This is a genomic window from Stappia sp. ICDLI1TA098 (genome assembly GCF_054880955.1).
Map to the genome: position 1 here is coordinate 604334 of NZ_JBTZBT010000002.1, position 22158 is coordinate 626491.

Here is a 22158-nt window from a genome sequence, read left to right on the forward strand (position 1 = left end):
GGGGCCAGCCCTCAGAACTTGCCGTCATAGGCCCGCCGGCCTATCCGGCAGGCCAGCAGCGTGAAACCCTTGCGGCCAAGGGCGGCCCGCGCCTCGCCAGCCAGTGATCCGGCATCGTCGATCCACGATCCATACCCACCCAAGGCACGGGCCACGGCGGAAAAGTCCGTTCCCTGGAAGTCGACGCCGACGTTGCCGCGCCCGCTGCCGCGCTGTTTCATCTCGATCAGCGACAGGCTTTCGTCGACCAGCACGCAGACGATCACCGGGAGCGCAAGGTCGCGCAGGGTCGCAAGCTCGCCGAGCCCCATCTCGAGACCGGCATCGCCCACGAAAACGACCACCGGGCGTTCCGGCTCGGCCAGGGCGTGGCCCATGCCGAGCGGCAGGGCACAGGCCATTGTGCAAAGCGCGGAGGATTGAAGCATCCCGCGCGGGAAGGGCACCGTCCACATCTGCGAGGCGAGGATGCGATGGGCGCCGCTGTCGGCCGTCGCCACCGTTTCGGCCGGCAGGACCTCGCGCAGGGTGCGAAACACCGTCGCCGGCCCCCAGCCCTCGGGCTCCGGCGCAAACCGCGTGGCAAGCGCGGCGCGCGCAGCCGCGATCTCGCCATCCGGCCAGGTCCGGCGCGGGGCGGCAAGGCCCGCACCGAGCGCCGAAAGCGTCGGGGCGATGCCCCCGGCAAGCAGGTGCCGGACGGCGTGCATGCCATGGTCGCGCGGCACGCAGGCGATCTCCACCACCGGCGCATCCTGCGGCCAGGGCGCACGCCAGTTGATGCGCATCTCGATGGGATCGTAGCCGAGAAGCAGGATGCAATCCGACTGTCGAAGAAGCGGCAGGAGATGGGCGTCAGCCCCCGGCGACAGCCCGGCACCGCCGAGCGACAGCGCATCGACCTCGTCCAACAGGCCCTTCGCCTTGTAGCTGGTGAGCAGAGGCACATTAAATTTCCGACAGAAATCCGCGATTTCCGCGCCTGCGCCCTCATAAACAGCATCGACACCGGCGATTGCCAACGGACGAAGCGCGGCGGAAAGGAGCTCGCGCGCGGCAGCAAGATCCGGCCCGGCAGCGACCATGCGGCGGGCATCGAGACGGGGCGGCCGGGGCGACAGCGGTTCGCCGCAGTCGCCTTCCGCCACACTGATCGGCACGTCCACGTGAACCGGTCCGGGCTGGCCTTCCAGCGCGATGCGGATTGCCTTGTCCATCATCGCGCCGATGGCTCCCGGGCTGGCGCGGAAGCTCGCCTTCACCACGGGCCGCAACAGTTGCTGATGGTCGAAGACCTGGTGGGTGTAGGTCTCCGCCTCTCGCCCGTCGACGCAGCCGGTGAGGAAAATCAGCGGCACCCGGTCCTGAAAGGCGTTGGCCACCACATTGACCGCATTCGCGACGCCCGGTCCAAGGGTTGCAAGCAGGATGCCGGGCGCGGCCTCGCCGCGCCGGGCCTCGGCATGCCAGACGCCCTCGGCCATGAAGCCGCCCGCGTTCTCGTGCTTGACCAGATGAAAGGCGATCCCGGCCTTGTCGAGCGCGCCCATCAGCGCGAGCACCTCGCCGCCCGGGATGCCGAAGGCATGGCCGCAGCCTGCCTGCCGCAGCTTCGCGGCAATGAGGGCTGCCCCGCTCGCGCCCCGGTCTTCGCTTGTCATGCGCCTGTTCCCTCGTCCGGTGTTTTCCCGGCGAGCGACACCGCACCGCCGGCTGCGAGATCGTCTATAGCCATCCCGTCGAGGCCGAGCCAGTCGGCGAGCACCTGCGTGCCATCGGCACCCAGCACCGGCGGCGGGCGGCGATAGCTGACCGGTGTCCGCGAGAGCTTCAGCGGGTTGCCGATCAGCCCGACCGAGCCGCCGGCCGCGAGCGGATGCGCCATCTCGATCCGCATGTCCCTGTGGCGCAACTGCGGATCATCAAAGACCTCATCCAGAGCGTTGATCGGCCCGCACGGCACCCCGGCCGCCTCCAGTGCCGCAATCCAGTCAGCCTTGTCGCGGGTCGCTGTGATGCGCCGGATCTCCGGCTCCAGTTCGGCGCGGTTGCGCACCCGCTCCGCGTTGCGCACAAAGCGCGGATCGCGGGCAAGCTCCGGCCGGCCGGCGATCTCGCAGAAGCGGACGAACTGGGCGTCGTTGCCAACGGCAAGGATGAAGGCCCCGTCGCGGGCCGGATAAGCATTGTAGGGCACGATGGTCGGATGGGCGTTGCCGCGTCTCGGCGGCACCACCCCATCCGTCAGATAGCCGACGCCCTGGTTGATCAGCCAGGCGACCTGCGTGTCGAGAAGCGCAAGGTCGATATGCTGACCGTGGCCAGTCGCCGTGCGGTGATGGAGCGCGGCGAGAATGGCGCTGGAGGCATACATGCCGCACATGACATCGGCAATGCCGACACCTGCCTTGGTGGGCTCGCCGCCCTCCTCGTCCGGCCTGCCGGTCAGCGACATAAGCCCACCCATGCCCTGGATGAGAAAATCGTAACCGGCCCGATGCGCATAGGGACCGTCTTGTCCGAAACCGGAAATCGAGCAGTAGACAAGACCAGGGTTCGACGCCGAGAGGGTCTCGTAGTCGAGACCGCGGCGGGCGAGGTCGCCGACCTTGAAATTCTCCACCAGAATATCCGCCTCGCCCGCCAGACGGCGCACCAGCGCCTGTCCGCTTTCCGAGGCAAGGTCGACGGCAAGCGAGCGCTTGTTGCGGTTGGCGGAGAGGAAATAGGCGCTCTCGCGCGTTTCGCGCCCCTCCGCGTCCTTGACGAAGGGCGGTCCCCAGCCGCGCGTGTCGTCACCGGTGCCCGGCTTCTCGATCTTGACCACATCGGCGCCCAGATCGCCAAGAAGCTGCGTGGCGGTCGGGCCGGCGAGAATGCGGGACAGGTCGAGCACCTTGAGGCCCTCGAGGGGACCTGGCGCGGGGGAGCGCCCGACGGGCGCGGAAGACGTCATGATGCTGAGGATGTCCCTTGTCTGGGTGCAGGAGGGCTGGCGACCCGCTTCAGGAGCGCAGCCGCACGACGAGCCCGAGAACCAGGCCGAGAAGGACATGGCCGACGAGCGAGGCCCAGGCAAGAGGTATGAAGCCGAGGAAGGCTGGCAGGCCGGCGGCCAGATGGGCCATGAAATAGAGCGCGAAGACCCACAAGCCGACGCCGTAGCCGAAGGCCACCACCGGCCAGGGCAGGAACGGCAGGAAGCGGTCGGCGATCGGCCGGGCGATGTAGAGATAACCAAGCGGATAGAACAGGATGCCGACGACCAGGTGGATGGCCTCGGCAAGCGTGACGTTGTTGAAGCCGAAAACCGACTGGACGAGAGCCGCCGGCTGCAGCGGGCCGCCGACCCAAAGCGGCGTGACAGCACGGGCCCATATTTCCCAGGCACCATCTGCAAAGACGCCGGCCATCAGCGCCGTGACGAGCGTCGACAGGACAAGCGGAGGAAACAGCGGTTTCACCCGGTGTGCTGCGGGGCTTGCGGTATCGGGCATGGAGGCTCTCCCTGGCGCGGGCCGTTTGGCACCGGATCGGACGGGCGCGGCCGACCTCGTCGGCGCTTTCGTCCCGCTCACAATGTCCGGGCGCCGGCCTCCGCACAAATCACAGGCGGTTGAGCGGTGCATCGCCGCGCATCACGCCCGCGCGAGCCCGGCCCGACCTGCCGCCACCGCCGCCTGGCGGCGGGGTCAGGCCTCCGCCTTGCCGATCTCCCCCTTGAAGAAGGACACACCCATGGAGGCGTGGGCGGGGAGTTGCAGCGGCAGCAGGCATTCAGCCGGCGCCGTCTCCTCCGGCAGCCGCCACAGGCCACTGGCCAGCGCCAGGGCGCCGGCGCGCGGACCCGAGGTGCCAATGGCGAGAGGAACGGCCAGCGCCGGTCCCAGGATCACCGGCAGCATCGGCCACACCAGATCCGGCGACAGGGAAAAGGCCCAGGCGAACCCGGCCAGGCCGAAGAGGGTCTGCGGCCAAAGCTTCGCCGCGCAAAGACCCGCCGGCAGTGCGCGGCTGTCGCGGATCTGCGCGCCCCAGCCGATGGCCTTGCCAAACGGCAGGCCGGCGACAAAGAGCGTGACGGCAACGGCAATGATCGGCGCCATCAGCATCGCAAACACGATCTCCGACAGCGCGCCGGCGACGATGCGCGGCGCACCGCCGAAGGCCTTCCGCAGGCGAGCGTCGGCGAGAATGTCGAGAACCGTGGCGATCTTCGGGGCGAAGATCATGGTCAGGATGGTGATGAAGAGCGTCAGGCCGGTCGCCGCGTCGAAGGCGATCATCTGCGCGCCGCCGAAGGTCACGAGCCCGGCACCGATGAGCATGAAGGCCAGCCACGCCGGGGCGGAGACGAACATCAGGATCGCCAGCACGAGCTGTATGCGGCTGACGAGCGGCAATCCGCGCAGCCCGAGCAGCTTGAGGTACTGGAGATTGCCCTGGCACCAGCGCAGTTCGCGGCGGATGAACTCCAGCATGTTGGGCGGGTTCTCTTCGAAGCTCTGCGTTTCTGCCGGAACCACACGGACCTCGTAGCCGGCGCGGCGCATCAGCACCGCCTCGACCTGGTCGTGGCTCAGCACCCAGCCGGACAGCGGCCCCTTTCCGGGAAGTACCGGCAGATGGCAATGAGCCTCGAAGGGCGCGATACGGATCAACGCGTTGTGGCCCCAGTAGGGACCGCAGTCGCCCTGCCACCAGGCGCTTCCCAACGTGTAGGAACGCATGCCGAGGCGCATGCCGAACTGGAAGACGCGCGCAAAAGCGCTCGACGCGGGCATGCCGACGACAAGCGTCTGCAGAATGCCGAGGCGCGGATTTGCGTCCATCCTGGCGACCAGATCGAGGATCGCGGCCGCTCCCATGAAGCTGTCCGCGTCGAGCACCAGTGCGTAATCGTGGTTCGCGCCCCAGCGCTCGAGGAAATCGCGGATGTTGCCGGCCTTGAAGCCGGGATTGTCCGCCCGGCGCCGGTAGGTCACGCGCATCTCGCCCTCCCAGCGGCGGGCGAGGTCGGCGAAGACCTCCTCCTCGCGGCAGGCGATCACGGCGTCATTGGTGTCGCTCAGGACGTAGAGCGCGAAGCCCTGCCCGCGACCGGCGCGGACGAGATCGGCAACCATCGCCTCGAGACGGGTGCACACGGCCTCGACATCCTCGTTGCGCACGCAAGAGAGGATCGCCGTCGAGGCGGTGCTGGCGACGCCGGCATCGCCCCGTGCAAGCGGGCAGACCGCCGCCACCGGATCGCGGCTCAAACGCATGAGCGCCAGACCGATGGTGGCGTTCCAGAAACCGATCACCGTCCACGGCAAGGTGAGCAGGAAGCAGCCGATCATCAGCCATTCGCCGGCCGAAATGCCATTTCCGGAGAAGCTGAGGGCAAGCAGCGCCGTGAGCGCGGCCGCGCTCGAGACGACGAGAACGCCAAAGGCCAGACGCCGCAGCCGCAGCCGGCCAGCGTCGAGCGGCCGATGGTCCGCCGCCGATCCCGGGTCTTGCGAACAGTTCAGATCCTCAAACCGCGAGGCCCCTTCCACAGACATGTGTTCTTGCCCTTTTTCCGCGAACCCGTTTGTCCCTACGACTGGCGAAGCGTTCCGGATGCGCTATACCTCACGACGGACTAAGGAGGATTTGTGACGCAGCGCAGCATGGACGCGAATATTCCCGATCGCGCAACCGCATTGTGGGCCGTCGCTCCGCATGTGCTGGAACTGCGCCAACAGGCGCTTGGCCAGTTGGCGGAGGGATCCTTGCGCGTCGCGACGCTGTTTTCCGGCGTCAGCGCCGGCACCGAAAGGCTGGTGCTGGCCGGCAAGGTGCCAGAAAGCGAATGGCAACGCATGCGCGCGCCGTTTCAGGACGGCGACTTCCCCTTTCCGGTCAAATACGGCTATGCCGCCGTCGGCAGGGTGATCGAGGGCGATCCTTCCCGCATCGGCCAGACCGTCTTTGCGCTTCATCCCCACCAGTCCCTCTTTGATCTTCCAGCCGATGCGCTGGTCCCCGTGCCCGAGGACATTCCGGCGACGCGCGCCATCCTTGTCGCCAACATGGAGACCGCGCTCAACGGGATATGGGACGCGAACGCCTCACCTGGCGATCACATTGCCGTGGTCGGCGGCGGTGTCGTCGGTCTTCTCGTCGCCCGGCTCTGCGCCCGGATACCGGCGACACGGGTGAGCGTGATCGACATCGATCCCGCGCGCGCGCCTCTCGCCCGGGCTTTTGGCGCACACTTCTGCCTGCCCGGCGATGCGCCCGGCGAGCAGGATCTCGTCATCCATGCCAGCGGCCACCCGGACGGGCTCGCGACCGCACTGACGCTGGCGGGAATGGAGGCGACGGTGCTGGAGATGAGCTGGTATGGCGACCGGCCGGTCGCCGCGCCGCTCGGCGGGGCGTTCCACAGCAGGCGGCTTGTCCTCAAGTCGAGCCAGGTGGGACAGGTTCCCCCGCAACGCCGTGTGCGCTGGAGCTACCGCCGGCGCATGGAGGCGGCCCTGTCACTTTTGCGTGACCCGGTGCTCGACATGATGCTTTGCGAACCGATTTCACTTCAGGATGCGCCGGCGCGCCTGCCGGACCTCCTGTCTGGGGCCTCCGGCATGCTCGCCCAGCCGATCGTCCATCCCTACGCGGAGGACGGCGGCGGCGCACCGGCCTGAGCCACCCCCAGCCCGACACGACACGCTTTTCCCGATGGAGACGACCGCATGCACGCCGTAGAAGTCCGCGACCACATCATGATCGCCCATTCCTTCAAGGGCGAGGTGTTCGGCCCGGCCCAGAAGATGCACGGGGCGACCTTCGTCGTCGACGCCGCCGTTATGGCGCGCGATCTCGACGACAACGGCATCGTCATCGACATCGGCCGCGCCCATGAGGTGCTCAAGGAAGTGCTCGCGCCGCTCAACTTCAGCAACCTCGACGAGGTTCCCGAATTCGCCGGCAAGAACACCACGACCGAATTTCTGACCCGGCACATCTTCGAGGCGCTCGCAGCGGCCGCCCGTGCCGACCGGCTCGGCCGACCGGCTGGCGAATTGCACGCGATCCGCGTCACGCTGCACGAATCCCACGTTGCGCGCGCCTGGTACGAAGGCGAGATCTGATGTCGGGCGGGCGTTCCGCCGACCTTGTGTTCCTTCACCCCGGCACACTCGACACACCCACCGGCGGCTATGTCTACGACCGGGCGCTTGTCGATGCGCTCCGGCACGCCGGAATCAGCGTCGAGACCGTCTCCGTCGGGTCCGGCTATCCGGCTCCCGCACCCGACGCGCTGAACCGGGCGCGAAGCGCGTTCGAGAGCCTCGCCGACGGTCAGGCCGTGCTCGTCGACGGGCTTGCCTATGGCGTGCTCGACGAGATAGCGGCCCCCCATGCCGAGCGGCTTTGCATTGTCGCTCTGGTCCATCACCCGCTCGCTCTGGAGAGCGGCCTTGCCCGGGACAACGCGGCAAGGCTGCATGCGCAGGAAACGGCAGCCCTCGCCCTTGCCCGGCGCGTGATCGTCACCAGCCCGGCCACGGCTCGGATCGTTTCCGGCGACTTCGGCGTGGCGGTGGAGACCATCCTGGTCGTCGAGCCGGGTGCCCGGCCGGGTGCAGGACCGGTCGCGCTTCCCCCGAAGGCCGAGAGGGCGGCATCTGCCGTCCCGCGTCTCGTTGCCGTCGGATCGCTGGTTCCGCGCAAGGACTACCCGACCCTGCTCGCCGCGCTCGCTGGTCTGGAGAGGCCCTTCCGGCTCGATGTCGCCGGCAGCGACGGCTTCGACCCGTGCCATGCCGCCATGCTGCGCGCACGCGTCACCGACAGCGGTCTCGCCGGACGGGTATTCCTGCACGGCGCGCTGCCACGCCCGCAGATCGACCGGCTCTACGCCCAGGCGGACCTCTTCGTGCTCACCACGCTCTACGAGGGCTACGGCATCGCTTTCGTCGAGGCGATGGCAGCGGGCCTTCCGATTGTCGCGACGGGCGAAGGCGCGGTGCGCGACACTGTGCCCGCAGAGGCCGGCATTGTGCTTGGCAATGGCGACATCGACGGGGTCGCAGAGGCGATCCGCGACCTCCTCGCCGATCCCGCGCGGCGCATTGCCATGGGACATGCGGCGCGCCGGCACGCGGCCGGACTGCCCGGCTGGGATGAACAGGCGCACAAAGTGGCGGCGCTCCTTGAAGGCCTGACACGGGAGACATCCGCATGAGTGGTTTTTCGACGGACTGGCTCGCCGCGCGCGAACCGGTGGACCTCAGGGCGCGCAACACCACCGTGCGCGACGCTTTCCTGGCATTTCTCGCCGAAAACTCCAGGGCTTCCCCGCTCCGCCTTCTCGATCTCGGGGCCGGTACCGGGGCGACGGCGCGTGCGCTCGCGCCGCATTGCCCGCAAGACACCATCTGGCGCTTCGCCGAACATGATCCCGCGCTGATCGCGGAAGCCGAGCGACGCGCAACGGCGGACGGCCTCGTCGTCGAGACCGTGTCGGCGGACCTTTCCGCCGGCCTTCCAGCATCCCTTCTCGAGGGCGTCGACGGAGTGACGACGTCCGCCTTTCTCGATCTCGTCTCCGGCGGGTGGACAGCCGCGCTGGCGGCGACACTTCGCGCAAGCCGCCTGCCGTTCCTGGCCATGCTGACCTTCGACGGTCGACAATCGCTCTCCCCCGCCGACCCGCTCGACGGCCGGATCGAGGCAGCGATGCGCACCCATCAGGGGCGCGACAAGGGGTTCGGTCCAGCGCTCGGCCCGGATGCCCACGCCCATGCTGTCGAGACCTTCGCCCAGGCCGGTTTCCTGGTCACGCAGGGTCCTTCCGACTGGGAGGCGCTGCCTGGCGAGGCCGCGTTTCAGAAAATGCTGGTCGATGGCTGGGCCGGTGCCGCGCGTGAGACAGGCGCCCCGGATGCCGACATCTCGCGCTGGCAGGCCTTGCGACACGACCAGATCGCCGCCGGCAGGCTGGTGACACGGGTCGGCCACCGCGACCTCGCAGCCCTGCCCCGCGTATGAAAAAGGCGGCGCGATCGCTCGCGCCGCCCAAAGACCTCAGGCGCTCACGCCTTCTCGATGGCGCAGGCAATGCCCTGACCGACGCCGATGCACATGGTGGCCAAGGCCCGCGCCGCGCCGCGGTCGTTCATCTCAAGCGCGGCGGTGCCGAGAATGCGCGCACCCGACATGCCGAGCGGATGGCCAAGCGCGATGGCACCGCCGTTCGGATTGACATGCTCGGCATCGTCGGCAACGCCGAGCTCGCGCAGGACGGCAAGTCCCTGCGCCGCAAAGGCCTCGTTGAGCTCGATCACATCGAAATCGGTGATGCCGAGGCCGAGACGGGCCATCAGCTTGCGCGTCGCCGGCACCGGGCCGATGCCCATGATGCGCGGCGGGACGCCGGCGGCCGCGCCGCCGGTAACCCGGGCAATCGGCGTCAGGCCGTAGGCCTTCACCGCCTCTTCCGAGGCAATAAGCAGGGCGGCCGCGCCGTCGTTGACGCCGGAGGCGTTGCCAGCGGTGACGGAGCCGCCCTTGCGGAACGGCGTCGGCAGCTTGGCAAGCTTCTCCGCCGTGGTGCCCGCGCGGGGATGCTCATCGGTGTCCACCACCACCGGATCGCCCTTGCGCTGGGGGATGGTCACGGGAACGATCTCACGGGCAAGACGGCCGTTCTCCTGGGCAGCAACGGCGCGCGCCTGCGAGCGGGCGGCGAAAACATCCTGATCCTCGCGCGAGACCGCGAAGTCCTCGGCGACGTTCTCGCCCGTCTCCGGCATGGAATCGATGCCGTACTGCGCCTTCATCACCGGATTGACGAACCGCCAGCCGATGGTCGTGTCATGGATCTCGGCATGACGTGAGAAGGCGGTTTCGGCCTTGGGCATGACAAAAGGCGCGCGCGACATGCTCTCGACGCCGCCGGCGATCATCAGGTCGGCCTCGCCGGCGCGGATCGAGCGGGCGGCAAGAATGACCGCGTCCATGCCCGAGCCGCACAGGCGGTTGACGGTGGTACCGGGCACATCGACCGGCAGCCCCGCGAGCAGCGCAGCCATGCGCGCCACATTGCGGTTGTCCTCACCCGCCTGATTGGCGCAGCCGTAGATCACGTCATCGACGCGGGCCCAGTCGACCTTTGCGTTGCGCTCGATCAGCGCGCGAATCGGCACCGCGCCGAGATCGTCGGCGCGCACGCTCGACAGCGCGCCGCCGAACCGGCCGATCGGCGTGCGGATGTAGTCGACGATATAGGCATGACGCATATGCTTCCCTCCCACCGGGCACTTCGAATGTCCGGCACCGTTTTCGTTGGCAGCGGTACCGGCGTCAATCTCTCAGGCATCCATATAATAATTGAACGACCGGACGGTCAATTAAAACGCATGCCGAAGGCTCCCGACTGAAGGGGCGGCGCACCGGCATGCCTCACTGACAATCAAGTAAAGACTGTGTTAACCACAAGACCAGCGCCTTGTGAAATTCGCGGCAATTTTAGAGATCGTCAACGCGGGTCTGGCAGAAATCAGGCGTTTACAGCGCCGGCATAGAAATTCCGGCCATGATCGCAGCAACCATGGATTTTGAGGAGGGCGGGACATGTCGACCGCGACGACCATTCGATCAATCATCGAAAAGCACGGCAAGCTGCCGGTTGACGCAACCTCACTTGCCGAGGATGCCGATCTCTATGCGGCGGGGCTGTCCTCCTTCGCCTCCGTCCAGCTCATGCTGGCGATCGAGGAAGCCTTCGACATCGAGTTCCCCGAGAACCGGCTGAACCGCAAGACCTTCTCCAGCATCGCCATGATCACCACGACGGTCGACGAACTGACCGGCGAGCAAAGGGCGGCGTGATGAACATCCACGCATCCGCTTCGGCAACCGACCTTGGCGCGCGGATGCGCCGGGTGGCCGCAATCGCCGCCGTCCATGCCGACGATGTGGATGCGGCCGGACGTTTCCCCTCCGAGGCCGTTTCAGCACTGCGCGCCGAGCGCCTTCTCGGCTCCCACATTCCCACCGGGCTCGGGGGTGACGGTGCCAGCGTCGGCGACATTGCCGAACTCTGCGCCATTCTCGGCCAGGCCTGCGCTTCCTCGGCGATGATTTTCGCCATGCACCAGATCAAGGTGTCGAGCCTCATCACCCATGGCGAGGAAGCTTCCTGGCATCGTTCCTTCATGGAGCGGATCGCCGGCGAGCAGCTTCTGCTCGCCTCGGCGACGACCGAAGGCGGCATCGGCGGCAACCTGCGCAACTCGATCTGCGCGGTCGAAGTTTCCGCAGGCACCTGCCGGCTCGAGAAGAACGCCACGGTGATCTCCTACGCCGAGATGGCCGACGCCATCCTCGTCACCTCGCGCGCCCATGTGGACGCCGCCGCCAGCGACCAGGTGATGACGGTCTTCCTCAAGGACCAGTACACTCTGGAGAAGACCCACGACTGGGACACGCTCGGCATGCGCGGCACCCGGTCCGACGGCTTTGTCTTCCGCGGCGAGGCTCCGGCGGAACAGATACTGCCAAAGCCCTTTGCCGAGATCGCCGCACAGTCGATGCTCGCCTATTCGCACATCCTGTGGAGCGCGGTCTGGTACGGCATCTCCGCCGACGCCTTCGCCCGCGCCCAGGCCTTTGTTCGCGCCGCCGCGCGCCGCGCGCCCGATATGGCGCCTCCCGGCGCGCTGCGTCTGGCAGAAGCCTCAAGCCTGCTGCAAGGCGTGAAGGCCAGCGTCGTCGCCGCGCTCGATAGATACGAGGCCGCGCGAACCGATGAGGACAAACTCTCCTCGATGAGCTTCGCCGTCGCCATGAACAACCTGAAGATCGCCAGTTCGCAGACGATCCTCACCATCATCAATCATTGCATGCTGATCTGCGGAATCCTCGGCTACAAGAACGGCACCCCGTTCAGCCTCGGCCGGCACCTGCGCGATGCCCATTCCGCCCAGCTCATGATCTCGAACGACCGCATTCTCGGCAACACGTCGACCATGCTGCTCGTCCACAAACAGGATACCAGCCTTCTGGGCTGAGGAGGGGGACACGATGGACATGCAGACCAGCCTGCTCGACCGGCTTTTCGACGCGGGGCTCCTCATCGACACGGGCGTCGACGGCCTCTATGGTCGCAGCGGTGCCTTCGAGAGCGTCATTTCCGGTTTCGAACGCCTGATCGACGCCCATGCGCCGGCCGAGGCCAAGCCGGAGGCGATCCGCTTTCCGCCGGGCATGAACCGCGCCCACTTCGAAGGCTCGGGCTACATGAAGAGCTTTCCGCAGCTTGCCGGCACGGTGCACAGCTTTTGCGGCTGCGAACTCGACCACATGAACCTGCTGCAGTGTATCGGCGAAGGCGGCGACTGGACCGAGGGGCAGAAGGCCACCGACGTCGTGCTGACGCCGGCCGCCTGCTATCCGCTGTATCCGGTGATCGCCCGGCGCGGACCGCTGCCCGCCGGCGGTGGTCTCTTCGACCTGCAGTCCTACTGCTTCCGCCACGAACCCTCCAAGGACCCGGCCCGCATGCAGCTCTTCCGCATGCGCGAGTTCGTGCGCATGGGCACGCCCGATGAGGTGATGGAGTTCCGCGCCGACTGGATGGAACGCGGGCAGAAGCTGATCGCCGCCGTCGGCCTGGAGCCGGAGCTGGACACCGCCAACGACCCGTTCTTCGGACGGGCCGGCAAGATGATGGGCAACAGCCAGCGCGAGCAGAAGCTGAAGTTCGAGCTGCTGATCCCGGTGACCTCTGCGGCCAACAAGACCGCCTGCCTCAGCTTCAACTATCATCAGGATCATTTCGGCGAAACCTGGGGTCTTGAGACCGCAGACGGCGAGACCGCCCATACCGGCTGCGTCGGCTTCGGGCTCGAGCGGATCGCGCTGGCGCTGTTCGCCCGTCACGGGCTGGACGCCGCCGACTGGCCGGCTCCGGTCAAGACCGCGCTCTGGGGTTGAAGGCAATGTTCGACCGCCTCGCGCGCCTGTCGCCGGACGGGTACCAGCCGCACGCCCTGCATTCGGCCGACCGCATCTGGCCGGAGACAAACTGCTATGTCGATCTGTGGATCGAGGTGCTGAACGGTCTCGGCCTCGATCCGCTCGCCATGCTCGGTTTCACGCTGACGCAGGACTTCGAGGGCGACCAGTTCACCTTCTTCAAGGTGCCGCTGGAAGACCTTGAGCAGCTCTATGGCATCCGCGCCACGGAACTTGCCGTCTACGAACCAGTCGAAAACCACGTCGCGGTGCAGATCGCGCGCGGCCGGCTGTGCCTCGTCGAGGTCGACAGCTTCTTCCTGCCCGATACGCAAGGGGTGAGCTACCGCATCGAGCATGGCAAGACGACGGTCGCGATCACCACGCTCGACCTTGCCGCCAAACGCCTGCGCTACTTCCACAACGGCGGCTTCTTCGCCTTGTCCGGAGAGGATTTCGACGGCGTGTTCCAGCGCGGCATCCATGCGCAGCCCCTGCCCCTGCTGCCCTACACCGAGTTCGCCAAGTTCCCGGCCTCCGCGCCGGAGGGCGATCCGAGGATCGTGGCGCGCAAGTTGCTCGCCGACCATTTCGCCCGCCGTGCGAGCGAAAACCCGTTCCTTGCCTACAAGACGGTGTTCGAGGCCCAGATCGCGGCACTGGCCGAACGTCCCTTCGAGGACTTCCACAAATACGCCTTCAACACGCTGCGCCAGGCAGGGGCGAATTTCGAGCTCGCCGCCAGTCACCTGGCCTGGCTCGCGGACGACAGTGCATCGGGCTGCGAACTGGCCGACGAGGCGGAAGCCGCGCGCAGGATCGCGGAGGCCTGCAAGACCATCCAGTTCCAGCTTGCCCGCGCCCTTGCCCGCAAGCGTTACGCCGGCCTTGCCGCCGCCCTCGATCCCGCGGCGGAATCATGGGATGCGCTGATGAGCGGCCTGGCCGGAAAGCTTGACGCCGGACCGGCGCACGGCCGCGCGGCCTGACGCGCGCCATGCCGGATCCCTCAGTGACCAGCGCCACGACGGACCTTCTCGCCGACGCGCAATGGCAGCTCGCGGTGCTGCCGGCAGGCCAGTGGTGCGAACCTGCCGACATCACTGATGCGGCCGACTGGCTACCGGCCTGCGTGCCGGGCACGGCGGCCGAGGCGCTGGAGCGCGCCGGCCGGTTTGACCGCACCGCGCCCATGCCGCTTCACGACAAGGATGTCTGGTACCGCTGTCAGGTGGCGCCTGCCTGCGCCGGACGGCACCGGCTTGTCGCCGAGGGACTGGCAACGATCTGCGAGGCCTGGCTCGACGGCGCGCCGATCCTCATTTCCGACAGCATGTACGCCCCTTGCGAAGTTCTGGTCGATCTGGACGGGCCCGCCGAACTCGTTTTCTGCTTTCGCGCGCTGGCGCCGCACCTGAAGAAAAAAGGCCCCCGCGCCCGCTGGAAGACGAAACTGGTTTGCGAGCCGGGCCTGCGGCTGGTGCGCACCACCTTCCTCGGTCACATGCCCGGCTGGTCCCCCGAGATCCACGCGGTCGGCCCCTGGCGGCCTGTCGCGCTCGTGCGCGAGGACGAAACGCTGTTGCACGGCCTTCGTATCCTCGCCGATCTCGCCGCCGACGGCACGGGCCGTCTTTCGGTGTGCTTCACTCCGGGCCGCGGCTATCGGGGCGACGCATCCGCGCGCGTCTCCTGCGCAGGGGGCAGCGCCGATCTGGTCGAGGACGAGACCGGTACCCTGCACGCCCATCTGGAGCTTGCCGGCGTCCCCCCCTGGTGGCCGCACACCCACGGAACGCCGACGCTCCACGACGTGATGCTCGACGTCGGCGACGACCGCCACCGGCTGGGCCGCACCGGCTTCCGCCGGATCGAGGTCGAGCGCGATGCCGACGGCGCCGGCTTCGGCCTTCGTATCAACGGCGTTTCGGTCTTCGCGCGTGGCGCTGTCTGGACCTCGGCCGACATCGCGGGGCTGCCGGGCACCCGCGGGGCCTATCTGCCCTGGCTGCGGCTTGCACGCGAGGGCAACATGAACATGCTGCGGATCGGCGGGACGATGGCGCCGGAGGCGCGCCCCTTCTTCGAGATCTGCGACGAACTCGGCATCCTCGTCTGGCAGGACCTGCCCTTCGCCAATCTCGACTACCCGGCAACCGATCCGGTCTTCGCCGAGACCGTGCGGGCCGAGACGGAAGCCCTGCTTTCGGCAAGCTCCTTCGCCCCATCGCTCGCCGTCATCTGCGGCGGCAGCGAGATGCACCAGCAGGGTGCCATGATGGGTCTGCCGGAAAGCCGCTGGAAAGGACCTCTCACCGAGGAGATCCTGCCGGATGTCGCCGCCCGCGTCCGCCCGGACGTCCCCTACGTGGCGAACTCGCCCTCCGGCGGCACGCTTCCGTTCTCGCCCAATGCCGGCATCGCCCATTACTATGGCGTCGGTGCCTACCGCAGGCCGCTGGAGGACGCGCGCCGCGCAAACGTGCGCTTCGCCGGCGAGTGCCTGGCGTTTTCCAACGTGCCGGAGCCAGCCAGCCTGGCCGGCGCGGAAACCGCGCCGTGTCACCATCCGGACTGGAAGCGCGGCGTGCCGCGCGACCGCGACGTCGGCTGGGACTTCGAGGATGTGCGTGACCACTATGTGCGCGATCTCTACGGGGTCGATCCGCTCGATCTACGCTACGGCGATCCGGCGTCCTATCTCGATCACGGCCGGGCCGCCGTCGCCGAGGTGATGGAAGCCACCTTCGCTGAGTGGCGGCGGCCCGGTTCCTCCTGCCGGGGAGCGCTGGTGTGGACATTCCAGGACCTGATGCCGGGCGCCGGCTGGGGCGTCGTTTCCTGCGACGGGCAACCGAAGTCCGCCTTCCACGCACTCGCTCGCGCCTTCGCCCCGCTGCGCCTGAGCGTGACCGACGAGGGCACCAACGGGCTCGCGATCCACGTCGCCAACGACCTGCCCGCCCCGCGCCGGCTGAAACTGCGGCTGGCCTGCCTCAGGCACGGCGCGCTTGCCATCGCCAGCGGCGAGACCGAGATCGGCATCGATGCGCATGGCGCGGCAAGCCTCGCGGCAACCGACCTGATCGGTGCCTTCTTCGATGTCACCCATGCGTTCCGTTTCGGACCGCCGGCGCATGACTGCGTACATGTCTGGATGGAGGATGCGGAAACGGGGGAGCTTCTGGACGAGGCCTTCCACTTCCCGCTTGGTCGGGCGAAACCGGCCGGCACTGCCCGGATCGAGGCCCGTGTCGAGGCAGAAGACGGCGGCGGCTACAGGCTTTGCCTGAGCACAGACCGCCTTGCCCGCAGCGTGGCGATCCTGGACGAGGCGTTCCTGCCGGAAGACAACTGGTTCCACCTCGCGCCGGGCCGGGAGCGCGTCTTGCGGCTTTCGCCCCGCGACGGCGGGACCGACGCACGCCCTGGCGGAACCGTCCGCGCCCTCAACGCCGATCCGGTTTCCTACTCCGCCGCCTGAATTCGGCTTGCGGACTGCACCCGGCGCGCTGCGGCGGCCGCGCGGGCCAGCACCGGCGCGCGGTCGGCGATATGGGTCAGATTGTGGTCCGCGCCGGGGAGCGTCATCACCGAGACATTGGGATAGGCGGCAAGCCGCGCATGGCTGCGGCCGAAGAAGATGTCGAGCTGGTCCAGACCGGGGTCACCCTCGCTGAAGACGAGCTCCACCTTGACGTCTCGCGCAGCAAGGCTGGCCAGCCCCTGGTGAACCCGAGCGAAGAGGCGCGAGAACGGCAACAGGCCGAAGAGCCAGGGAGCAAGCCGACGCTCGCTTTCGCGAAACGCCCGCCGCGACAGGTCGAGGACGATGGCGCCCAGCGCCACCTTGCCGGCGACAAGCCGGCGCAGCTTCTCCGTGTCGAACAGCTTGCGCCCATAGGCGCTGGCAGAAACGTTGCCAAGCCTCAGCACCTCGCCAACGTCATCGCGCGGATCCCACAGGAAGCGCTGCAGGTTGACGGCGATGACATGGCCGACCCGAGGGTCGGCGACCGCCCCGTTGAGCGCCAGATAGGCGCCGCCGCAGGAGCCGACCACCACCGCTGCGTCACCGCCCCACCAGAGCTGGCAAAGATCGAGCGCGGCGGAAAGCTCCGCCACCTGGCCGCCGTGGTAGTGAACCACCTCCGGCCCAGCCGCACGCGCGCGGCTGTCGCCGACATCAGCGAGATCGAAGCGCAGCGAGGGAATGCCGGCCAGCGCCAGCACGCGCGCGGCAAAGGTGCCGCCGCGCGCCCAGCCGGCACGCGGGTTTCCGCCGGCGCCGAGGAGGATCACCGGACGCACATCGCACCGCGCCATGCCGGTGACACGGGTCGGCTCGCACCACACCCCGACCAGCGCCTCGTCGGGGCCGAACACGCAAAACCGCTCGCGAAACCCGTTCCCCGCCTGAACCGCGCCAACGACGCCGGTCATGGCGCGATGGGCGGTTTCGGGCATCTCGTTCCGGCGCACCGGGATGTTTCGCGCCAGAAACCGCGTGATCGCAGTGAAATCGCCTTCAGGCGGCACGGAGAGCGTGGGATCGGACACGGCGTCCGCATAGCCGGCAAATGTCCCCCCGCTGCATCCCGGCCGCGCGCCGATCGCCCGTGCGAAATCCTCCTCCGCCGACGCATCCGGGCGTGCCAGCACCTGCACCGCGAGCCCTTGGGGCACAGTTTCCGGCGTCAACGCCATACCGCGCAGCTCGTCGGCCAGGCCCGCCGACATCGGCAGGCCGGCAACGACGAGCGCCTCCCCCTCGCCCACTTCGGGCGGGCTGCCGGTCATCTCGCCGATCATCGCCGCGCGCAGCTGAAGCTCGCGCAGGAATGCCCGGCCCCGCAGCACCGGCGCAAGGAGAACGAGGCCGGCGGCCGTCTCCGGCGCGGCGCGCGCCCATTCGGCGGCAAGAGGCGCGCCGAGGCCCAGGCCGATCACCGCGACGCGGACAACGCCCGTCTCCGCCTGCAAGGTGTCGCATGCGGACGACAGCGCCTCGCGGAACGGGTCGAGTCCGACCACGTCGGCCGCGGTCGACAATGCGTCGCCCGACCCCGGCTGGTCATAGCGCAGCACCGGATACCCGAGACCGGCAAGACGGTCGGCGAGAATGCGCAGGGCGCGACGCAGGGAGAGCGCATCGAACCCCCAGGGTTCAACGATGACGATGCCAACCTCGGCATGACCTTCCCGCGCCGGAAGATGCAGCAACCCGGCCGTCCCGGCGAAAGTCACGGGACGCAGCGGCGGCAGCGGAATATCGGATATGTCTGTCATCGGCGTTCCAGAGCCTTGCAGGTCCTCTCCTCCGCGCTCAGGCGCGGGATCTGCCGCTCGATGGCGACAAGCTGCGGGCGGTCGCCGGTGTCATTCGGCTGGATGGAGAGCGGATAGTCGCCCCACCAGTCGCCGGCCGCCCAGATCGTCCAGCCGGCCCAGATGTCCGGACGCGAGTTGAGAAAGCCCGTGACCTGCGCCAGCCCGCTGTAGCAGTCGGGGCGCGCGTGACCGCCGAACTCCCCGAGGAAGGCGCGGTTGCCGGTCTCCTCCATCCAGTCGGTGACCTTGCGCAGCGCCGCCATTGCCTCGCCGACCCGGTTGCAGGCGGTCTTGGTGCCCGAATAGTCATCGTCGAGATACTGATGAATGTCGAAGCCGTAGTGGTCGATCGGATCGACCACGCCGCGCATCACCTCGGCATTCGAGCCGCCCGGCTGGTCGGCGTACCAGTGGACGGCCGCCGTCCAGATCGTTCCCGGCACGAGCAGAAAATTGTCGGCGCCGGTCTCGCGGATGGCCGCGATTGCCGCGTTGGCGGAGGGCAGCCAGTCCTTCGCGTCGATGTAGGCCGGCTCGTTCATGATCAGATAGATGACATCCTCGCGCCCGGCGTAGAGCTTGCCGAGCTTGCGCCAGAAATCGGCGAAAGCCTCGACCGGCACGGCCTTCGAGCCGATGAGGTCGCCGTAATACCTGGCGAAATTGCTGGGATCGAGCACGACGGTCATGCCAAGACCGGTCGCCGTCGCCACCGTGTCCTGCAGGCGCTTCAACTCCGCCTGGTCGAAGGCGGCGAACTGCTTCTTCTGCAGCCGCTCCCAGCGGAACGGCAGGCGCACAACGTTCATGCCCTTGGAGCGCAGATATGTGAGCGTCTTCGTCGAAGGATAGGTGTAGTTCTTGCCGAAGACACCGGGCAGAACGTCGCTGAACTCGGCACCGGCCGCATTGGCCCCGCGCAGACACTCCGCAGCCCCCGCCGGCATTGCCGTCGTCAGGGCGAGCGCCATGCCGGCCACCGTCAGCAGCTCACGAATGCCCATTGTCCCCGGCTCCCACCGTTCGCACCTGTCGCTCCCCCTCGTGCGGCTCGTCCCGCCGAACGCGCGCCGCGCGCCAGCGCAGCGTCAGGAAAGTCGTCGCCGCATTGTCGACCTTCCAGTGGCGGATCACCCAGCGCCGCGAGATCAGATGCAGCGCCAGAAGCTGCGCCAGCGCGGCGATGGCGACGCCCTCCGGGCCGTAGTGCTCGCCGAGCACATAGAGCAGCCCGAGATAGACCAAAAAGACGACGCTGCGGATCTTGAGCAGATACCCTTCGCCGCCGCCGATCATCATCAGCCAGGTGCCGGGGCCGAAGAATGCATGACAGATCGCACCGACGGACAGCAGCACAAGCACCGGGAAGTGTTCGACGAAGGCCGGGTCGAAGAGATGCAGCACGAAGGGACCGACGAAGAACAGGAAAACGCCGCCGGCCAGCGCCAGAACGAAACTGCCCGCCGACAGCATCGCCACCAGACGCTGGGCTCCGTCGTGGTCGCGCTCCTGAAACCGCGCCGAGATCAGCGGCACGCCGACCGTGTCGATGGCCAGGACAGGCAGGATAAGCAGCGAGGCGATGCGGTTGGCGACAAAATAGAAGGCGGCTATGTCGAGGCCGATGGACAGGCCGATCAGGATCGTCTCGAGATAGAGCGCGGCCGCCTGGAAGAAGCCGTTCGCCGAGAAGTTCAGCGTCTCCTTACGCCATTCCCGTGTCGGCACTTCCCGTCGGGCGGTATTCTGGCGCAGGAAGGAAAGTCCCTCCTGGGCCACGAAGCAGGCGACCTGATAGCCGACCACCAGCGCCAGCAGGCCGGCGACGACGCCGGCGGCCTCGGCGCCGCCCTCCAGCAATCCGGCCCATGCGAGGAAGACCAGCGCGACGCTGCACAAAAGCCGCCACAGGTTCTCGCGCGGCACCAGCGCCAGCACGATGCGCGCGTGAACCAAAAAATAGCTCTGCAGGTATTCGCTCAGCGTGAAGATCGCGCCAAAGACAAGCGCGATCGGCAGCGCGTTGTAGGGCGAGGCCAGGTGCCCGGCAAAAGCCCATATGCCAAGTGCCGCGAGCAACTGGCCACCGCAGCCGATCGCGAGCCAGACGGCGTTGTAATAGAGGATCGACTGGTTGGTCTGGCCCTTTGCGTGCGTCGACAGCCGGAAGTGCTTCACCAGCAGCACCTGCTGGCCGAACACCGCGATCAGCCCGAGCGACGACCCCACCGAAAACAGGAAGATATAGAGACCGTATTCCTCGGTATCGAGCGCATGACTGGCGGCAAAGAGCAGCGCGAAGCTGAGCACCGTGCTGCTGCCCCGGCTGACCAGCGACCAGAACAGCTTTTGGAATCCCTTGCCGGCGATGACCGTGCGGATGCGGGCGATCATGAAGCGGCCCTCTCGCCTTCACTGCGCGCCTGCTGCGCCGCGCGGTCGACGGCAAGCTCCAGAAGCGCGGTGTAGTCGGCGGCGATCTTCGGCCACAGATAGGCACCCGCCGCGGCGAGGGCATTGGCCGAGAGGCGTTCGTAGAGGTCGGCGTCATCCGCGACCTCGGCGATCCGCCGCGCGAGCGCGTCCGCATCTCCAGGCGGGAAGAGGAAGCCGGAGCTCCCATCGCTCACGGTCTCGGCAATGCCGCCGAGATCGGACCCGATCACCGGCACGCCATGGGCAAAAGCCTCGATGGCGACGCGGCCGAAAGCCTCGCGACCGACGGAGGGAAAGACAAGGAGATCGACCTCGGGGAAGAATTCGGCCGGATCCGCCCAGCCCAGGAAACGGGTGCGCTCCGACGGAAAGTCCTTGCGCATCGTGTGTTCATCCTCCGGCTTTCCGGTGCCGGCGATGACGAACTCGAGGGGCCGCTTGCAATCGAGATCGCGCGCTGCCCGGCCGAGAACGTCGAGCCCCTTGAAAGGCCGGTGAACGCCGATGAAGCCAACCCGGAACGGGCGTCCCTCGGGCATGCGCCGCGAGGTTGCAGCCACGTCGCCATCGATCACGCCCGGGATGCAACGGGTCTCGGCGCGCGAGAAATAGCCCGCATCGAGATGGCGCGCGACAATGCTCGGCGTCTCTCCGCACACCGCATCGACACAGCGCGAAAAGAAACGCTTGCCGAGCGAGGAGATCTCGCATTCCCGGCAGCGCGGCTCGCAATTGCGGCCGTTCTTCTGCATGACGCTGCGCCAGCACAGGAGGAAGGCGTTGCGCAGCGTATGGGCGACAGGTATGCCCTCGCTGTGGGCCGCCGCCCAGGAGGCCACATTGATGTTCTCGATGCTGTCGGTCAGCAGGACATCCGGACGGAACTCGGCGATCTCTCGACGCATGGCGGAAAAAGCGCGCGGATTTCCGTTTTCCAGAACGTGCCACACCGCCTTCTTCCACAGCGGACGACCGGGTTTCCAGTAGTTCCAGTCGATGTTGGTGCTGGCGATCCGGTGGACGCGTACGCCCTCGTAGGTCTCGCGCAAGTCCTCGTCGCCGACCGTCAGGACGAGCACCTCATGGCCTTCGCTCATCAGCATCCGTGCGACGAGCAGCGCCGAAACGGGCGCTCCGCCTTCGAAGTGCGGGGGAAAGGCCCCACAGGCCATGAGTACGCGCATTGCGGTGACTTTCAGTCCTTTGTCGCCTTCGCGTCGAGCGGCGTTCCGCGTCGCGAAGACTGGGTCTGCAGGTGGTTTCCGGCCTGTTGGCGCAGGAAGGGTAGCGCGCGAGGGGTTAACCCCCCGTATTGGAAAACGGCAAGCCCCGTCACCGGCGCGAATAGCACTTAACATCAAATTGACGCTTCGCAATCCGCAAGTGACGTCGGGTCGC

Annotated in this window: 18 protein-coding genes; 9 read left to right on the forward strand and 9 right to left on the reverse strand. The window is 67.7% G+C overall.

Going from position 1 to position 22158, the window contains the following annotated elements:
* Window positions 1-11 precede the first annotated feature (11 nt).
* The 4 genes from ACSLUQ_RS13110 to mdoH form a co-directional block, all read right to left on the reverse strand.
* Entirely contained in the window at window positions 12-1661 is a 1650-nt protein-coding gene (locus ACSLUQ_RS13110) for a thiamine pyrophosphate-binding protein (RefSeq protein WP_461808773.1), read from the reverse strand.
* On the reverse strand, window positions 1658-2956 hold the full coding sequence (locus ACSLUQ_RS13115) for a CaiB/BaiF CoA transferase family protein (protein ID WP_461808774.1): 1299 nt from the start codon (window positions 2954-2956) through the stop codon (window positions 1658-1660). The genes ACSLUQ_RS13110 and ACSLUQ_RS13115 overlap by 4 nt, the downstream gene beginning before the upstream one ends.
* Window positions 2957-3005: 49 nt before the next feature.
* A complete protein-coding gene (locus ACSLUQ_RS13120) occupies window positions 3006-3497 on the reverse strand; it encodes a hypothetical protein (RefSeq protein WP_461808775.1) in 492 nt (163 codons plus the stop codon).
* Window positions 3498-3692: 195 nt separating this feature from the next.
* Window positions 3693-5549 (reverse strand): glucans biosynthesis glucosyltransferase MdoH, encoded by a 1857-nt coding sequence (gene mdoH, locus ACSLUQ_RS13125; protein WP_461808776.1) that lies wholly within the window; start codon window positions 5547-5549, stop codon window positions 3693-3695.
* Window positions 5550-5642: 93 nt separating this feature from the next.
* Between mdoH and ACSLUQ_RS13130 the strand changes: the two genes are divergently transcribed.
* From ACSLUQ_RS13130 to ACSLUQ_RS13145, 4 genes are read left to right on the forward strand one after another with little or no spacing between them, the layout of a single operon-like run.
* The gene (locus ACSLUQ_RS13130; RefSeq protein WP_461808777.1) at window positions 5643-6674 is read left to right on the forward strand and encodes a zinc-dependent alcohol dehydrogenase; all 1032 of its coding nucleotides are present in this window, start codon (window positions 5643-5645) and stop codon (window positions 6672-6674) included.
* 48 nt (window positions 6675-6722) lie between these two features.
* Window positions 6723-7121: a 6-pyruvoyl trahydropterin synthase family protein gene (locus ACSLUQ_RS13135; protein ID WP_461808778.1), complete on the forward strand. Its 399-nt coding sequence runs from the start codon at window positions 6723-6725 to the stop codon at window positions 7119-7121.
* Complete coding sequence (locus ACSLUQ_RS13140) at window positions 7121-8218, forward strand: glycosyltransferase family 4 protein (RefSeq protein WP_461808779.1); 1098 nt, start codon at window positions 7121-7123, stop codon at window positions 8216-8218. The genes ACSLUQ_RS13135 and ACSLUQ_RS13140 overlap by 1 nt, the downstream gene beginning before the upstream one ends.
* Complete coding sequence (locus ACSLUQ_RS13145) at window positions 8215-9024, forward strand: class I SAM-dependent methyltransferase (RefSeq protein WP_461808780.1); 810 nt, start codon at window positions 8215-8217, stop codon at window positions 9022-9024. Before ACSLUQ_RS13140 ends, ACSLUQ_RS13145 begins: the two co-directional genes overlap by 4 nt.
* 44 nt (window positions 9025-9068) lie before the next feature.
* Here ACSLUQ_RS13145 and pcaF read toward each other — a convergent pair whose 3' ends face one another.
* A complete protein-coding gene (pcaF, locus tag ACSLUQ_RS13150; RefSeq protein ID WP_417772075.1) occupies window positions 9069-10274 on the reverse strand; it encodes a 3-oxoadipyl-CoA thiolase in 1206 nt (401 codons plus the stop codon).
* A gap of 334 nt (window positions 10275-10608) precedes the next feature.
* Between pcaF and ACSLUQ_RS13155 the strand changes: the two genes are divergently transcribed.
* The 5 genes from ACSLUQ_RS13155 to ACSLUQ_RS13175 are packed head-to-tail and all read left to right on the forward strand — an operon-like array spanning window position 10609 to window position 16477.
* Window positions 10609-10866, forward strand: coding sequence for an acyl carrier protein (locus tag ACSLUQ_RS13155; protein ID WP_417772074.1), 258 nt, complete (start codon window positions 10609-10611; stop codon window positions 10864-10866).
* Window positions 10866-12047, forward strand: a complete 1182-nt coding sequence (locus ACSLUQ_RS13160) for an acyl-CoA dehydrogenase family protein (protein ID WP_461808781.1) — start codon at window positions 10866-10868, stop codon at window positions 12045-12047. The genes ACSLUQ_RS13155 and ACSLUQ_RS13160 overlap by 1 nt, the downstream gene beginning before the upstream one ends.
* A gap of 13 nt (window positions 12048-12060) precedes the next feature.
* Window positions 12061-12972, forward strand: a complete 912-nt coding sequence (locus ACSLUQ_RS13165; RefSeq protein ID WP_461808782.1) for an amino acid--[acyl-carrier-protein] ligase — start codon at window positions 12061-12063, stop codon at window positions 12970-12972.
* Between the two features lie 5 nt (window positions 12973-12977).
* Window positions 12978-13982 (forward strand): DUF1839 family protein, encoded by a 1005-nt coding sequence (locus tag ACSLUQ_RS13170; protein ID WP_461808783.1) that lies wholly within the window; start codon window positions 12978-12980, stop codon window positions 13980-13982.
* 23 nt (window positions 13983-14005) lie between these two features.
* Window positions 14006-16477, forward strand: coding sequence for a glycosyl hydrolase 2 galactose-binding domain-containing protein (locus ACSLUQ_RS13175; protein WP_461808784.1), 2472 nt, complete (start codon window positions 14006-14008; stop codon window positions 16475-16477).
* On the opposite strand, the gene ACSLUQ_RS13180 is transcribed toward ACSLUQ_RS13175, so the two are convergent.
* The 4 genes from ACSLUQ_RS13180 to ACSLUQ_RS13195 are packed head-to-tail and all read right to left on the reverse strand — an operon-like array spanning window position 16462 to window position 21944.
* Window positions 16462-18282 (reverse strand): serine aminopeptidase domain-containing protein, encoded by a 1821-nt coding sequence (locus ACSLUQ_RS13180; RefSeq protein WP_461808785.1) that lies wholly within the window; start codon window positions 18280-18282, stop codon window positions 16462-16464. The genes ACSLUQ_RS13175 and ACSLUQ_RS13180 overlap by 16 nt on opposite strands.
* On the reverse strand, window positions 18279-19328 hold the full coding sequence (locus tag ACSLUQ_RS13185) for a glycoside hydrolase family 5 protein (RefSeq protein WP_461808786.1): 1050 nt from the start codon (window positions 19326-19328) through the stop codon (window positions 18279-18281). The genes ACSLUQ_RS13180 and ACSLUQ_RS13185 overlap by 4 nt, the downstream gene beginning before the upstream one ends.
* Complete coding sequence (locus ACSLUQ_RS13190; protein WP_417772068.1) at window positions 19315-20718, reverse strand: lipopolysaccharide biosynthesis protein; 1404 nt, start codon at window positions 20716-20718, stop codon at window positions 19315-19317. The genes ACSLUQ_RS13185 and ACSLUQ_RS13190 overlap by 14 nt, the downstream gene beginning before the upstream one ends.
* Entirely contained in the window at window positions 20715-21944 is a 1230-nt protein-coding gene (locus tag ACSLUQ_RS13195; RefSeq protein WP_461808787.1) for a glycosyltransferase family 4 protein, read from the reverse strand. The genes ACSLUQ_RS13190 and ACSLUQ_RS13195 overlap by 4 nt, the downstream gene beginning before the upstream one ends.
* Window positions 21945-22158: the final 214 nt, after the last annotated feature.